Annotated in this window: 10 protein-coding genes and 1 pseudogene; 2 read left to right on the forward strand and 9 right to left on the reverse strand. The window is 32.5% G+C overall.

Annotated elements, in window-relative coordinates; all coding sequences use genetic code 11:
* Nucleotides 1-135: 135 nt before the first annotated feature.
* Nucleotides 136-1,296: an S-layer homology domain-containing protein gene (locus FWJ34_RS04970; RefSeq protein WP_308254220.1), complete on the forward strand. Its 1,161-nt coding sequence runs from the start codon at nt 136-138 to the stop codon at nt 1,294-1,296.
* 82 nt (nt 1,297-1,378) lie between these two features.
* On the opposite strand, the gene FWJ34_RS04975 is transcribed toward FWJ34_RS04970, so the two are convergent.
* From FWJ34_RS04975 to FWJ34_RS05005, 7 genes and pseudogenes are all read right to left on the reverse strand, one after another.
* Nucleotides 1,379-1,663 carry a DUF1816 domain-containing protein gene (locus FWJ34_RS04975; protein WP_308254221.1) on the reverse strand — a complete coding sequence of 95 codons (285 nt, stop codon included), beginning with the start codon at nt 1,661-1,663 and terminating at the stop codon, nt 1,379-1,381.
* Nucleotides 1,664-1,827: 164 nt separating this feature from the next.
* On the reverse strand, nt 1,828-2,679 hold the full coding sequence (gene rlmB, locus FWJ34_RS04980; RefSeq protein WP_308254222.1) for a 23S rRNA (guanosine(2251)-2'-O)-methyltransferase RlmB: 852 nt from the start codon (nt 2,677-2,679) through the stop codon (nt 1,828-1,830).
* Between the two features lie 173 nt (nt 2,680-2,852).
* Entirely contained in the window at nt 2,853-5,171 is a 2,319-nt protein-coding gene (gene pcrA / locus FWJ34_RS04985; protein WP_308254223.1) for a DNA helicase PcrA, read from the reverse strand.
* A gap of 169 nt (nt 5,172-5,340) precedes the next feature.
* On the reverse strand, nt 5,341-5,814 hold the full coding sequence (locus FWJ34_RS04990) for a tryptophan-rich sensory protein (RefSeq protein WP_308254224.1): 474 nt from the start codon (nt 5,812-5,814) through the stop codon (nt 5,341-5,343).
* A gap of 20 nt (nt 5,815-5,834) precedes the next feature.
* Nucleotides 5,835-6,335, reverse strand: a complete 501-nt coding sequence (locus tag FWJ34_RS04995) for a hypothetical protein (protein WP_308254225.1) — start codon at nt 6,333-6,335, stop codon at nt 5,835-5,837.
* A 132-nt stretch (nt 6,336-6,467) separates the two neighbouring features.
* A pseudogene (locus tag FWJ34_RS05000) lies at nt 6,468-9,222 on the reverse strand (DNA methyltransferase).
* Entirely contained in the window at nt 9,222-9,743 is a 522-nt protein-coding gene (locus FWJ34_RS05005) for a hypothetical protein (RefSeq protein ID WP_308254226.1), read from the reverse strand. The pseudogene FWJ34_RS05000 and the gene FWJ34_RS05005 overlap by 1 nt, the downstream one beginning before the upstream one ends.
* A 204-nt stretch (nt 9,744-9,947) precedes the next feature.
* Here FWJ34_RS05005 and clpB point away from each other — a divergent pair, with 204 nt between their 5' ends.
* Nucleotides 9,948-12,578, forward strand: coding sequence for an ATP-dependent chaperone ClpB (gene clpB / locus FWJ34_RS05010; protein WP_308254227.1), 2,631 nt, complete (start codon nt 9,948-9,950; stop codon nt 12,576-12,578).
* A gap of 448 nt (nt 12,579-13,026) precedes the next feature.
* Here clpB and FWJ34_RS05015 read toward each other — a convergent pair whose 3' ends face one another.
* The gene (locus FWJ34_RS05015; RefSeq protein ID WP_308254228.1) at nt 13,027-14,244 is read right to left on the reverse strand and encodes a cytochrome P450; all 1,218 of its coding nucleotides are present in this window, start codon (nt 14,242-14,244) and stop codon (nt 13,027-13,029) included.
* Nucleotides 14,231-16,237, reverse strand: a complete 2,007-nt coding sequence (locus FWJ34_RS05020) for an AMP-binding protein (protein ID WP_308254229.1) — start codon at nt 16,235-16,237, stop codon at nt 14,231-14,233. Before FWJ34_RS05020 ends, FWJ34_RS05015 begins: the two co-directional genes overlap by 14 nt.
* Between the last annotated feature and the right edge of the window lie 7 nt (nt 16,238-16,244).

Consider the following 16,244-nt stretch of genomic DNA (forward strand, 5'->3'; position numbering starts at 1 on the left):
CTATTACATAATAACATAATTTAGTCAAATATGACAACCAATTAAACTTTTTTCTTTTTTACAAGCTAAGAACACAAAATTTAGACATTATAAAAATTGTTAAGATGAAAATATCATAATTTCAAACAAATTTAGATGATTTTATTTCGCTATATTTTATTTTCAGTTTTAATAGTTTTGCTTACTGGTTGTAGTGGTAATCAAGCCTTAGAATCTCGTTTTGCACCGAATCCTCAACTAAAATCCGATACAAATTCTTCCACTAATATTAATGCTCAAACACAAAATCCTGTTAAGATTCCTGATACGGAGAAGAATTCAGTAAAGTTACCTGACGATTTTCCTTCCGATATACCAATTTATAGCCAAGCAAAATTAATTACAGTAGATGGGAAACAAACGATTTGGACATCTGATGATCCTTTAAACTTAATTACAGAATATTATAAGCAAGAATTGACTGCTAAAAAATGGACAATTTCCCAGTCTGAAGAGAACTTAATTATAGCTTCAAAACCTGATCAAAATCAATCTTTAAAACTTTCTCTCATCCCTAGTAATGGGCAAACAGAATTTACTCTCACTTATGAGACTACTGACAAAAATATTATTTCGACAACTCCTTTAAATCCTGAAAATACAAATCCTCTACCTTCGACAACAATTAATATTAATGAATCTTCTTCCAACCTTGATGAATTAGTAAGATTAGAAATTAGTTCCACCACTGAAAAATTAAAACCTCATCAAATTATTACCCGCCGAGAATATGCCCGTTGGTTAGTTAAAATTAATAATCTTATCTACGCTGATGTCAATAGTAAGTTAATTCGTCTTGCCAATCCAGAGAGTAAGCCAATTTTCACTGATATTCCCGAAAATGATCCTGATTTTCCTATTATTCAAGGTTTAGCTGAAGCAGGTTTAATTCCATCTTCATTAACTCAAGATAACAATGCGATAACATTTCAACCTGATAAACCCTTAACCAGAGAAGATTTAATTTCTTGGAAAGTGCCTTTAGATTTTCGGCAAAAATTACCTAACGCCACTCTTGATACCATTAAAGAAACATGGGGTTTTCAAGATGCAGCCAAAATTAAACCCCAAGCATGGCGACAATTATATATAGATTGGCAAAACGGGGAAGATTCTAATGTTAGACGAGGATTTAGTTATATAACCCTTTTTCAACCGCAAAAACCCGTCACTTATGATGAAGCCGCAAGGATTTTAAATGCCTTTGGCTATCAAGGAGATATTCGGAATCTTAAAGAAGTAAAAAAACAAGTTTAATCGGCTTTGACACTCACCTGTTAATTTCTATGGGTGTTTGTGTTTAACGAGAAATATAACAGATGTAACTCTTTTGACACTTTTAAGATACTTGAGTAGAGATATTTAAAATTCCTAAAAAACTTTTAGACTCCCCTAACTCATCAAAAATAGTTAAAATTCTGGGTTTACACCGCCTCATCCTCACAACAATACTTTTAGCACCTTCTTCTGTTAAATCTTCAATATAGCCATGTTGCTCTTGTAGAGCTTCTTTTGGGGTTAGAAAAGGCCCAAAATAGTAAGTACATCTAGGGTTTTCTGTGGTAATTTCTAACCAACAAGCAAGTCCAAATAAATCTAAAATTCTAATTAATAATTCTTTCATGTGATTTTCCTACAATTTGATTATTTCTTTTTTTTTGAATGATAGCTTATGATTCTATTAAATGAAATCTAATGATGTAATATTTTTTACCTCTTGATATTTATTTATTCTTACTCTAGTTTTTGATCATATAAATTGACAAGAGGAGATTTACCCAATATTTTTTATTCAGATTGTGCTATTAATTGCTGACGAAATACTTCATAAAGACAAATTGCCGTAGCTACTGAAGCATTAAGACTAGGAGTTTTTCCTGTGAGAGGAATTGATACCAAGAAGTCACAGGATTTGGCCGTTGATTGACTAATTCCTTTTTCCTCTGAACCTATCACTAATCCTATCGCACCTTCTAACTTTATTTTGTGTAAAACATTACCCTCTGTCGCTACTGTGCCATAAATCCAAAAACCTGCTTCTTTTAATTCTGCCATCGCATTTTGTAAATTAACGACTCTAGCTACGGAGAAATATTCTAATGCTCCAGCAGCAACTTTTTTGACTGTGGAAGTAACTCCTACAGATCTACGTTGAGGTATAATTAATCCTTGCATACCTAAAGCCTCTGCCGTACGAATAATTGCCCCTAAATTATGGGGATCATTGATCCCGTCTGCTATAATGATTACTGGATTATTACTGTTGGCTTTAGCTTGAGTGATTAATTCAGATAACTCTAAATATTCATAAGGAGCTACAGTAGCAACAACCCCTTGATGATTGGCAAAATTAGTAATTTGATTAAGACGATTATTGTCAACTACATCAATAACTGTCCCATTAGCTTTAACTTGGGGTAATAATTTTTCAAAACGGGGATCAGAAAGTAATTTACCGATAAGATAAAGACGGTTTAATTGATGATTATTTTCTAGTGCCGCTAACACAGGATGACAACCATAAATTAAATCTGGTGAATCGTTTTCTGTGTAACTTTCTGAAGCGATAAATTTTGTTTGTTGATGAGGAGAGTTAATTTCTTTCTTTTTGACGGGTTTGGAAAAAGTTTTCTGTTTCATAAATAATTACAATAATTCTCAGATAAGATAGTTTAATTTTAGTAGTAATTTTTGTCTCAACAAACAGAAAAAACTTTAATCTTTAATTCTTCACGAATGATTTAGGATTGCTATAAAACCGGTTGAATCAGTGAAACCCAACAAAATTTGTGAGTGTCAAAAATCGATGAAGTTTAAATTTTTTCTAATTTTGTATGGTTAGGATTAATAATTTTTCTGCCAACTTCAAATTGAACAACTAAAGTATTCTTTTTTCCTAATCCTAACAAATGAGTAACAATTCCTGCCCCAAAAGTGGGATGATGTAATTGATCTCCTTCTTTCCAATCATGGGATTGAGAGGGTGATTCTGACTCTTCTTTTGCTTTTTTAGAAATCGATTGACGAGAGCGTAAATTACTGGTAATTAAATCTTGGGGTAATTCTTCCAAAAACTGAGAAGGTGTACAATAATCGACATTTCCCCAAGAATATCTTTCTCTGGCGTAGGTGATGAATAATTGTTCTTTTGCTCTTGTGATACCAACATAGCATAAACGTCTTTCTTCCTCTAAATCCATGGGATCTCGTAAACTACGATTATGGGGTAATAAACCTTGTTCAAAACCTACCAAAAAAACTACGGGAAATTCTAAACCTTTGGCTGAGTGTAAAGTCATTAACGAAACTGCCTTTTCTCCTTCTTTAAGGTTATCTAAATCTGAGGCTAAAGCGGCACTACTCAAGAAACTTTCTAAACTTGAATCTTCATTATCTTCTTGAAACTGAAGCATAGCATTTAGCAACTCATTGAGATTTTCTTCCCGATTTTCCGCTTCATCTGTGCTTTGTTGTTTTAAGTCTTCTAAATAACCAGACGTATTGAGAATTTGATTTAAAATTTCAGCCGCTGATTTTTCTTTAATGTTACTTTGACAATCGGAAATCATTTGAGCAAATTGGTTAACTTTTTTAGCGGCTTTTCCTGCAATAGTATTAACTGAAGTTTCATCATTAATAATTTCCCATAAAGGAATATTTAATTCTTGAGAAGCAGTTAATAAATTATCAATAGTAGTTTTACCAATACCTCGACGGGGAGTATTAATTACCCTCAATAAACTAACAGTATCAGCGGGGTTAATTATTAAGCGTAAATAGGCTAAGGCATCTTTAATTTCTTTTCGTTCATAAAACTTTAAACCTCCAACAATATTATAAGGAATATTTTTATTAATTAACTCATCTTCAAAAGCACGAGATTGGGCATTTATACGATATAAAATAGCAAAGTCACCCCAATTTAATTCAGGATTTTCTTCTACTAATTGCATGATTTTTCGACAAACAAAACCTGCTTCTTCTCTTTCATTATCTGCCCGATAAGTATATATTGTTTCTCCTTCACCACGAGTTGCTTTTAATATTTTATCAATGCGTTGAGTATTCTTTTCAATTAAATGATTAGCAACTTGTAATATATTTTCTCGGGAGCGATAATTTTCTTCTAATTTCACCATTGTTTGAGTTTTATCATCGGGTAAATTGTCTCCGAAATCTTCTTGAAAATTCAACAAAATAGTAAAATCTGCCATGCGAAAAGAATAGATAGATTGATCTGCATCACCTACGACAAAAACTGATCTATTTTCCCAATTCCATTCTTGTTTATTCGGTTCATTATTAGTTGATAAAAGTCTAATTAATTCGTATTGAATTTGGTTAGTATCTTGATATTCGTCCACTAAAATATGTTTAAATTGTTGATGCCAATAACCTAAAACTGATTCATTTTGTTGAAAAATTCGCACGGGAATTAATAATAAATCATCAAAATCTAAGGCATTGTTAGCGGCTAATTGACTTTGATACTCTTCATAAATTTCAGCGATAACCCTGCCTTTATAATCTTGATTTTGTTGGGCATATTTTTGAGGAGAAATACCCAAATTTTTTATATTACTCACAGCATAACGCATTTTTCGTGGCTCAAATTTTTTATCATCAAGATTCAGCTTTTTAGTAATAATTTGCTTAAATAAACTTTGAACATCTGACTCATCTAATATAGTAAAATTTCGTTGCCAAACTCGTCCTTTTTCATCCTGATATTTATTTATATCATAGCGTAAAATTCTTACACATAAACTATGAAAAGTTCCCACCCAAAGAGGTTTAATAGTATTGCGATAAACTTTAGATTTTATTTTTTTCTGCTCTAATTCTGATAATAAATCAAATCTTTGCCCATGTTTTTCTTCTGCAATTTTTTGAGCAAAAATAGTTTCAATTCTTTCCTTCATTTCTCGTGCAGCTTTATTCGTAAAAGTAACGGCTAAAATATTCTCTGGAGCGATTTTATAGGTTAAAATTAAATTAGCAATACGATAGGTTAAAGCCCTTGTTTTTCCTGAACCAGCACCAGCTACCACTAATAAAGGTCCGCAAAAATGTTCTACGGATTGACGTTGACAGAGGTTAAGATGATTGAGAAAATCGAGATTAGAGTTCATGGGTGTGAAGACATTTTAAAAGGCAATTATACTTATTTTAGCGCATAATAGCAATAGACTATGCAAAACTGATAATTAACAATTAATTAGAAGATAAAATTTACTTTAAATATTATTAAACTTTCTATAAAATAATAGTAAAATAATTTAATTATTAAAATTTTTAAGACTAGATAAAATCACGATTTAAAGGTATCATTGCCCAAGTAACATAAGTACCAATAGGACTCCATAAAAGATAAGGGATTAATAAATATAATGCTGATTTATTGGTAAAAAATACTAGCACAGCTAAGAATAAACCTAGTAAAAATCCACCGCCTCCGATTAAGACTCCTATCATCAAACTACGCATTGCACACATAACTCTTGTATAAGCTAAAATAGCTACTTCTAAACCTAAATACAAAGTCATTAAAATAGCTTTTTTAATAATATTAATATCTGTATCCCAAATGATACTGGCAGATAAAATTAGGGAGACAAAAATAAAAATCCAAATAAAGGGAATAGCAAATTCAAAAGTTAGCCAATCTGGGCGGCGTAACCGAAAAAACCATCGTAAATCATCGGTAGGAATACGATTAATTAATAAACTTACCAAAAAGGCGATCGCACCAATTATTAACCAAGAAGGAAGCATTATCATAAGATTGTTAACAATCATTTTTTTGGTGAAGTATAAATAATAAAATCAGAGGGTTGTAATTTATTGCCCATGTGTAAGCATTCATCTAGTTTTTGAAGCCCACAACTATTCCATATCCCCCCTATGGCATTGTCTAATAAATCAGTATCACTTAATAAATAGGCACTAAAAAAATTATTTGCTGTAATTACTAACATATAATGAAATTTAGCTGGGTTTATTTGTGTTAAATACCAGTTTCCTCTAACGCCAGTAATATTTTTTGTAACAATTAAGTCACTAAAAGCTAATTTATTCCACTTCAAGTTAAAGATAAATAAACTATCTTGATTCTCATTCATATTTTCAATTTTATATGCACCCTCACAGGCGATCGAATTACTTACATCTGAAACATTGCAAGTAGTTTCATCATATGCTAAAGTTAAAGCCTTAGCTTTAGTAGGAATCGAGCTAATAATTTCTAAAGATAAAGCACAGATTGTGATCAAATTAATAATTAGTGGTTGTATCATGGGAAAATAAAAATATTAAAACAAAGTTTTTTGTTAATTCTTGAGCTGCTATTTTTCTTGGAATTAAACGAATAATTAATTCTTTGTAAATAATACGAATTACTGAACAAAGGAAATACCAGTGTAAAAATTTTAATTTTCTGTTTCAGAAATAGCATTATTTAAGTTTAATAATTGCTCTAATATATCCTCATTTTCATCAAAATTATAGGCTTTGATTACTAGCTTATCTAACTGTTGATGAAGTTGATATAATTTACCACTAGGCTCGTGAAAAAAAGCATTATATAACTGGGTAATTCCCCATTGTTTTGTCTCCATTTGTTCAGTTCTATAATTGTGTAATTCTGTCATTTTATCTCTTATTTGTTGCACAATTTTTGATCCCTCTAAATCCTCAATAATGGCAAAGGGTTTAAACTCCTTGTTACCTATTACTCCTCCAGAATTGGAGGCGGGGAAAAGAGTTGGAAAAGGGAAAGTTTCAAAACAAGTTGTATTAGTATAACGTAAAGTTTCTCCTAAAGTTGAACTTTGAGCTTTTACCCAAATTCGATGAATTTTTGAGGTTAAAATACCTAAAATATAAAAATCATCAGAGGCAACAATGCAGTTTAAATCACCAGCTAACCATTCAGTTTTAAAAGGAATAAATATAAACCATTTAGATACTCTCGGCACAGCAAAACAAATTGATAAATTTTTAATTGCTTCTCTTAAATTAGGGCGAGGTGCGAATAATTGCCACCAAATTTCTCTCGCTCTTTTTGCTCTATTATTCAACCTTTCTGGCTTAACATTTTCTTGAATATATTGAAAAGGTAACTTATAATCACTAGCAGATTCAAGACTAAAATCATTAAAGTCAATAATCCATCTATCTGGTTTTCCATGAGGATTACTAGCTAAATTATCTCCCATGGAAAATAGTTTAATTACTTCTTTATTTTTACTATCTTTATCAATAAATTCTTGGGCTTGTTTTTCGGTAATAATAAATCCTTTTCCTACCGGTAAAACTCCTTGAAAACAAAGATTTTTATTCATTTTTAATTTTTGAGCAATAGTCACATCTATTTCCGAAGTGAGAGAAGAATTAATGCTTTTTACCGAATGATTATCTAAGATATACCTATCAGGAATAGTTTTACACCAGTTAACAATGCTAACATGAACCGCTGCCTCTCCAGACCATTCTTGAGTAGAAATTGCCTCATGAATATAGCCTTTATTTTGCATAATATAATCTAGGGATGCTTTGCGACTTTTTCCTTGAGAAATAGAATTAGTAGCTACTAATCCTACTCTATCATTTTTTTCTAAATTATCGTGAGCAATTCTAAACCAATAACTGCAAAAGTCAACAGAATCTTTCACATCTTTAAATTGAGTAAATATTTTCTCTACATAATCATCCCCTAAATTTAATCTCATGTGTTTTCCTCCTAAAAAGGGTGGGTTTCCAATAATTGCATCGGCTTTTATCCATTCTGTAAATAAAGCATCGGTACAAATAATATTCTCATCTAAACTATCTAATGGTAACGCCGGTTCGCTTAAATTAAACTTGTCGATCGCCACTTTTCTAGCTATCATTAAGGTAACTTTTGCTAACTCTACTGCAAAGGGGTTAACATCCATGCCATAAAACTGATTTGGAGTCACAAAACTGATATTAATTTGTTGATTTTTACCCTTATTTTTACTCTTAATTTTGTCTAACAATAATTGCTCAATTCTCTTTAATTCTTGATAGGCAATATAGAGAAAATTACCACTACCACAGGCAGGATCTAATACTTTATATTCCTGTAATTTAAGTTGCAAATTAGTTAATTCTTTGAGAGTATTTGCACTGTCGATTAATTCTTCCCAATACTTACTAATAGTTGGGCGCACAATTTTCATAATATCCGCCTCCGATGTGTAGTGCATTCCGTAACTATGTCTCTCTTTGGCGTTGACTGTGCCTTCAAAAATTATACCAAAAAATAATGACACGTATTTTACTCATGTTGTTCTTCAACATGGTTACCAGTATTTCAATTTCAGTTTTTGAAAACTCTATAGCTTCCACCGTAGCGAATAAACCGCCGTTAAAGTATTCTACTCCTTGATATTTTTCCGCCGGAGTAACTCCCTTATTATTCATTTCACAGAATAAACCGCCTAAAATATCGTAATTACTACCACCTTCGAGGCATTCTTCTACACAACGGATAAACAGGTTATTGGGCAATAAACCTCTATCTTCTGCAAACATTGCTAAGACGCATTGCAAAATAAAGCGTTGAATTTTGAGGGTGTTAGAAGCTGTCAGGCTTCTAGCCTGATGCACGGAATTGAGGCGATTTTGCAGGATTTGGAATAATTCCCCTAGTCGTCTTCCGGCTTTTTCGGTAACCTCAACTTGATTGTTTTTGAAGATGGATTTTACCTCACTCCTCATCATGAAGTTAAAGGCAGATTGTCGGTGGGATAAGTCTTCTATCTTAACTATATCTACAGGTTCATCTAATTGTAAGTCAAAATCAAAAATCCAAAATTGATCAAAGTTACATAATATCACATAGCGAGGTCGATCTGGTACAAGTCTTGACCAATATTCAAAGGCTTGGGCATAATGTTTAGATAAGTCTTCTCCTCGTTTTTTCATCTCAATTAATAACTTAGGCTTCCAGACTAAATCGGCAAAACCACTATTTTTTTTGAGACTATCTTTTTTTATCGCTTCTTCATATTTTGCACCTGCTTCTAATGCACTATTATAACCAAAAGCCTGAAAAAATCGATCTAGGAAAATTTGGGCTTCTTTTCTTTCTTGTCCAGTGATATTATTTTGACAAAAGTGGATAAATTTTGTGAGATTGACTAGGTTATTATCCATTAGGCTTCGCTTTTACCCCATTGCCTCACTTGGCTTTCGTCAAAATTCAGAATGGAAGAGATTGCATTAATTACTTCATGTACTTTCTCCTCGGAAGTTTTACCAATCGCCAAGTAATTTCCATCACCTAAATCTAACCAAAAAGTATGTAACCAAACTGTTTCGCTATACTCAGCCTTAACGTTGAGTCCTATAATACTACTAAATGAAATTTGCAACCTTCGTGTAACTACTCTAAACCATTGACGTTCAACAACAATCATCTCTTGCTTAATTTTATCGAAGATTAATTCTTCTAAATGAGGACGACTTGCAACAAAAAAACCGAGACTAATTAAAACAACACCAACTACTTTTGAAAAACCATTTCCAAAGATGTTTTCCGTCAGTGTATAAATACCTAAAACGACCATAAATGCTTCAATAAATGAAATTCCAATATTCCAAGACGTTTTGTTGTTAATAACCAGTTTTGTATCACTTTTCTCTAGCGTACCAATGACAAAGTTTAATGTTGACATAATTTAGTTATCCAACTCCCGTTTAGTTAGTGTGAATTCTATCGCAATTGTAGTCTAATAATAGAACTAGAGCAGAATCTTTATTAAGATTTTCTCTTCGTTTTTTCATCAATTTATTACTCTATCCGTGTTTCTACAGTTTTTTTGTAAAGGGTGCAAAATCTAAGTAATAATTGATCTCAGATAACCTATCAATGATATAAGATGCAGCCAACTGATCCGAATAAGTTTACTGAAATTGCTTGGGATGCCATAGTGCGATCGCAGGATATTTGTCGTGAGTTAAAAAATCAAAATTTAGAAGTAGAACATTTAATACTAGCTTTATTAGAAGAAAATACCATCGCCACAAAAATTTTTAGTCAAGCCAATATTGATATAACTATTTTAAATAAGCAATTACAGACATTTGCCACTCGTCAACCAAGAATGTTTAGTGTGTCACAATTATACTTAGGTCGTAGTTTAGATTTAATGTTAGATAGGGCAGAAACTTGTCGAGAAAGTTGGCAAGATGAATTTATTGGTATTTCTCATATATTAGTTGCCTTTTCTGAAGATCAACGTATTGGCAAAAAAACTCTTAAAGGTTTCAATATTGATGCTCAAGATTTTCAAATCAAAGTAAAAGATTTTAAGACTAAAATTGAGAAAGAAGACACCGAAACTAGCGAACCTCAAGAAACCACTGAAAAAGAGCCTCCTTTAACTAAATTTGGACGAGATTTGACAGAAGAAGCTAAAGCTGGTAAACTCGATCCAGTTATCGGTCGGGATGATGAGGTTAGACGTGTTATTCAAGTTTTATCAAGACGCTCCAAAAATAACCCTGTCTTGATTGGTGAACCCGGAGTAGGTAAAACAGCGATCGCCGAAGGACTAGCTCAAAGAATCGTTAATGGAGACGTACCAGAATCATTGAAAAATCGTCAATTAATCTCCCTTGATATGGGTAGTTTGATCGCCGGTGCGAAATATAGGGGACAATTTGAAGAAAGATTACGCTCAGTATTAAAAGAGGTTATTAACTCCGATGGACAAATAATTCTCTTTATCGATGAGTTACATACTGTTGTCGGTGCAGGTTCAAAGGAAGGAGGTGCCATGGATGCGAGTAATCTCTTAAAACCTTTATTAGCAAGGGGAGAATTACGTTGTATCGGTGCTAGTACCCTTGATGAATATCGTAAACATATCGAAAAAGATCCTGCTCTTGAAAGACGTTTTCAACAAGTGTATATCAAACAACCTAGCGTTGAAGATACCATATCGATTCTAAGGGGATTAAAAGAACGTTATGAAGTACATCACGGGGTAAAAATTACCGATTCAGCATTAATTGCCGCAGCAACTTTATCTCATCGCTATATTACGGGGCGTTTTCTTCCTGACAAAGCCATTGATTTAGTGGATGAGGCGGCAGCTAAATTGAAAATGGAAATCACCTCGAAACCCGTAGAATTAGAAATACTTGATCGACGTTTAATGCAGTTGCAAATGGAACAATTATCATTACAAGGAGAGGAAAAAAATGATAAATCTGCCCAAGATAATCTTGATCGCATTACTACAGAAATTGATGATTTACAGATAAAACAAAGAGAATTATCATCTCAATGGTTAATTGAAAAAGAATTACTAGATGAAATTCACACTTTGAAAGAAGAAGAAAAAGAGCTAAGATTACAAGTTGAACAAGCAGAAAGAGCTTATGATTTAAACACCGCCGCCCAGTTAAAATATGGCAAATTAGAAACTTTACAGCATGATATTGAGAGTAAAGAAGTAAAACTGCTCGAAATTCAATCTCAGGAAAATGCCATGCTTCGAGAAGATGTTACCGAGTCAGATATAGCCGAAATTGTGGCCGGATGGACAGGTATTCCCGTTAATCGTCTTTTAGAAACCGAGCGCCAAAAATTACTCGAATTAGAATCCCATTTACATGATCGAATTATCGGACAAAATCAAGCTGTAGCCATCGTTTCTGCCGCTATAAGAAGGGCTAGAGCCGGAATGAAAGATCCCAATCGTCCTATCGGTTCATTCCTATTTATGGGGCCTACGGGGGTGGGAAAAACAGAATTAGCAAGAGCTTTAGCCGCTTTTTTATTCGACTCAGAAGAAGCCATGGTAAGAATAGATATGTCTGAATATATGGAAAAACACGCAGTATCAAGGTTAATTGGTGCCCCTCCGGGTTATGTGGGTTATGAAGAAGGAGGACAATTATCCGAAGCGATACGCCGTCGCCCTTATTCTGTTGTTTTACTTGATGAAGTAGAAAAAGCCCATCGAGATGTATTTAATATTCTTTTACAAGTGTTAGATGATGGCAGAATTACCGATAGTCAAGGGCGTATGGTGGATTTTCGTAATACTATTATTGTCATGACTTCTAATATTGGTGGTGAGTATATTTTGAAGTTAGCAGGGGATCATAAAAATTATGAAGCGATGCGAGATAAAGTTTTAGTCGCTTTAAATAAGCATTTTCGTCCAGAATTTCTGAACCGCATTGATGACTTAATCATCTTTCATGGATTGAAGAAAGAGGAGTTACGAGAGATTGTCAGTTTACAATTGATTCGTTTAGAAAAATTACTAGCTGAACAAAATATTACCATCGAATTAACCCCAGAGGCACAAGATTATATAGTGGAGGTAGGTTACGATCCGACTTATGGAGCAAGACCTTTAAAACGAGCTATACAAAGGGAATTAGAAAATCCATTGGCAACTAAAATTTTAGAAACAACTTTCGCTCAAGGAGATAAAGTGATAGTTACCTTTGAAGATGATAAATTAGTTTTTCGTAAAAGTTTAGAAGATTAACGACCATTTACTTTAACCGGAATATGAGGAAAAAATTAATCGATGGCATCTTGGATTAATTTTCATGATTTTAAGTAAATTAATTTTCACGGGAAGCAAACCACCCTCCTAAATACCTCAGTTAGATGTCAGAAACCTTTAAAAATAAGGGTTTAAGAGTCTTAGTTGACGAAATTTTACCCACCTAAAAGAATTAAGTTTAGTAAATAATTGTCGAAAATGAATTTTAATAATGTTTAAGTCTATTCTCTCCTAGTCGAATAGTCCCCTAGTCCTCTAGTCTCATCTTCACCGATAATTTTATGTCGAACTCAGGTGATAACGAGTTGATTAGGACGTTTTGAGATTCCTCTGGTTATCTCGGAATGACAACTATAGATTTTGAGAATGTCTTAACTAACCCGTTTATTGCTATCTGAAAACAGCTGTATAAGAGAGGTTAAGGGGATTAAGGTGACAAAAAAGTTAATGGTAAACTTTTCAAACCTCTTAAAGTAATGCTTTCTCGCCAATCTAATTTTTCTGTCGCTAATTGTAGATGAGGTAATCTTTCTAGTAAAATCTTAATGGCTATTTGTCCTTGTAATCTAGCTAAAAAAACTCCTAAACAAAAATGAATACCACCACCAAAAGGAAGATTATAGTTAACACGTTCAAAATTGAGAATATCAGGTTGGAAGAATTTTTCTGAATCTCGATTAGCTGCCCCTAAACACAAAATTACTTTATCTCCTTTTTTGATATTTTTACCTTTGATAACAACATCTTCTTGTGCGATACGAGCTATAACTTGCACAGGAGTGTCATAACGTAATAGTTCTTCTACTGCTTCTTTAATAATATGAGGTTTATTTTTGAGTTCTTCAAATTTTTCGGGTTGTTGTAATAATGCTAACATTCCATTACCAATAAAACTTTTAGTAGTTTCTTGTCCTACTATTAAAAGCATGATACAAAAGCCTAAAATTTCATCTTCCGTTAATTGATTATGTTCATTTTTTGCTTTCATTAATTGACTTATTAATCCTTCATATTGGGGAGAATTTTCTATTTTCGCCATAAAATCTAATAAGTAATTTCTTGTTTCTATAGCTATTTCATTTTGTCTTTGATAACCTTCTAAAGACATCGGTTGATCAAAAACGAAAAATAAATCGTAGGACCAACGAATTAAGTTATCATAATCTTCAAGGGGTAAACCCAAAATTTGAGTAACAGTAATAGCAGGAAGTGGACTAGCTAAGTCTTTAATTAAATCTATTTTTCCAGTATCGATAACTTTATCTAACAATTCATTCACTGTTTTCTTGATTTTTTCTTCCATTATTTCCACAGCATGAGGAGAGAATACTTTACTGACTAATCCTCTTAATCTAGTATGATCTGGGACTTTTTGAAAGAATAACCATTTATCGATAGTTGTGGCTAAAGTTGATAAATCTCCTCCTTGAAGATAAATATTTTTCCCTTCTAAACGCATCGGTAAATCATCTACCTGAAAACGATTATCTTTGAGTATTTTATCCACATCTTCATAACGAGTAATTACCCAAGCATGAAGAAAACTCCAATGTATAGGATCTTCTTCTCTTAATTTATCATAGGTAGCATAAGGATTTTGATGAAATTCAGAGGAAAAAGGATTAAATAATTTATTTTTGCCCATTTTCAAACTCTTTCCATAAATACTCAGTTAATTCTTCAATATCTGTATATTCCCAAAATAAAGTTGCTTCTAATTCAAGATTTAACAATGTAGATAATTCTCCTGTTAAAGTTAAAGCTACTGATGAATCTAAACCGTATTGACTAAAAGAAGTTTCTGTATCTAAATCTTCTTCTTCTAAGGCTAAAACAGTGGCTAATTTTTTGATTAACCAAGTAGTAATTGTCTCTTTATCCGTGATGATAATATTTGCTGTCATGGAATCTTTTAATGATGATTTTTGTTGCCATTGTGCCACTAAATTAAGACTTTCTTCTAAAAAACTTTGACGACAAGTATAACGTTGTATTTTCCCGCTAGAGGTTTTCGGAATACTAGCTGGTTTAATCAATGCGATCGCCTCAATTTGTAATTCATGTTTAAGGGAAACGGCTTCTTTAATGGCTGAAACAACCTCATCAACATCTAATTTACTCACATAAGTACGTTTAATTTCTTGAACAATTACTAATTTTTCTTGATTATCTTTTTCGATAGTAAAAGCAGCACCACTATCTCGACGTAAAGCCTGATGACTGTTTTGCACAGTATATTCAATATCTTGAGGATAATGATTTTTCCCTCGTATAATAATTAAATCTTTTTCTCTCCCCGTAATAAATAATTCACCTTGTCGCAAAAAGCCTAAATCTCCTGTCCGCAAAAAATGAGGTAATTCTGTATTAACTAATGTTGCTTTAAAGGTATCATGAGAAATTTCTGGTTTTCGCCAATAACCTTCAGCGATGCTTTTACCAGAAACCCATATTTCACCGATATGATTATCGTCACAAACAACTTTAGTTATGGGATTAACTATCTTAATATCTGTGTCTTGCGATGAATGTCCACAACCAACCAATTGCTTGATATTTTTGGTATTTTCATCTATTTTGCAGACTAAATTTTCTCTTAATTTATCCCCATCCACGTCTAAATAAACCGCTTGTTTTTCTAATTCACCTCCAGAAATCATTAAAGTTGCTTCTGCCATGCCATAGCAAGGATAAAAATAATTAGCCTTAAAACCACAAGAAGTAAATTTACTGATAAAATTATCGATCGTGCTACGTCTAACCGGTTCTGAACCATTATAAGCACTTAGCCAACTACTTAAATCTAAATTTTCTAGTTGCTTATAAGTAATCTTTTCAACACATAATTCATAAGCGAAATTTGGTCCTCCACTATGAGTAGCACGGTAGTCAGAAATAGCTTGTAACCAACGAATCGGCTTTTGTAAAAAGGCTTCAGGAGACATAATCACCCCTAAAAAACCAGTATAAAGAGGTTGAAGAATACCATCTATTAAACCCATATCATGAAAACTCGGCAACCAACTCACAGAAATACTATCTTCTGTCAATTGAAAAGCCTTTTGAATATAAGCTACATTATGTAAAATATTATTATGAGTAATTTTAACTCCTTTCGGATTTCCTGTAGATCCCGATGTATATTGTAAAAATGCGATGGTTTCTTCTGTTATTTTTCCCGTCTCATTTTCATTTATTGGTAATATTTTCGTTAAATTATCAGTAGCAAGAAATTGTATTTTTTTGTTATTTATAACATCTGCTAATTTTTCTTTTACCTTGTCTAAAAGTGAGTTAGTAGTTAAGATTAAATCTGGTTGACAATCTTGGATAATTGCTTCTAATCTTGACATTTTTTGATTTCCTTTAGGGGGATAAGCTGGAACTGCTATAATACCACTTTCAAGACATCCTAAAAAAGCAGCAATAAAATCTAAACCTTGAGGATAAATTAATAATGCCCTTGATGGAGTAATAGTGATAGACTTTAGTTGGGAAGCAATAGATAATGATTTATTTCGTAATTTTCTATAGGTAATTATTTCCTTGTGATTTTCACCATCTTTCAAAAAGATATAAGCTAATTTATCAGGTTTTTTCTTAGCTATATAGCTTAATATTTGTAGAAAGTTATTCATTGAATTA

Source organism: Geminocystis sp. GBBB08 (genome assembly GCF_016743215.1).
Taxonomy (GTDB): domain Bacteria; phylum Cyanobacteriota; class Cyanobacteriia; order Cyanobacteriales; family Cyanobacteriaceae; genus Geminocystis.

Coding starts and splice junctions, on each gene's coding strand:
- FWJ34_RS05020 (WP_308254229.1), bottom strand. CDS start 16,237: ATGAATAACTTTCTACAAATATTAAGCTATATAGCTAAGAAAAAACCT.
- FWJ34_RS05015 (WP_308254228.1), bottom strand. CDS start 14,244: ATGGGCAAAAATAAATTATTTAATCCTTTTTCCTCTGAATTTCATCAA.
- FWJ34_RS04970 (WP_308254220.1), top strand. CDS start 136: ATGATTTTATTTCGCTATATTTTATTTTCAGTTTTAATAGTTTTGCTT.
- clpB (WP_308254227.1), top strand. CDS start 9,948: ATGCAGCCAACTGATCCGAATAAGTTTACTGAAATTGCTTGGGATGCC.
- FWJ34_RS04995 (WP_308254225.1), bottom strand. CDS start 6,335: ATGATACAACCACTAATTATTAATTTGATCACAATCTGTGCTTTATCT.
- pcrA (WP_308254223.1), bottom strand. CDS start 5,171: ATGAACTCTAATCTCGATTTTCTCAATCATCTTAACCTCTGTCAACGT.
- FWJ34_RS04990 (WP_308254224.1), bottom strand. CDS start 5,814: ATGCTTCCTTCTTGGTTAATAATTGGTGCGATCGCCTTTTTGGTAAGT.
- FWJ34_RS05005 (WP_308254226.1), bottom strand. CDS start 9,743: ATGTCAACATTAAACTTTGTCATTGGTACGCTAGAGAAAAGTGATACA.
- rlmB (WP_308254222.1), bottom strand. CDS start 2,679: ATGAAACAGAAAACTTTTTCCAAACCCGTCAAAAAGAAAGAAATTAAC.
- FWJ34_RS04975 (WP_308254221.1), bottom strand. CDS start 1,663: ATGAAAGAATTATTAATTAGAATTTTAGATTTATTTGGACTTGCTTGT.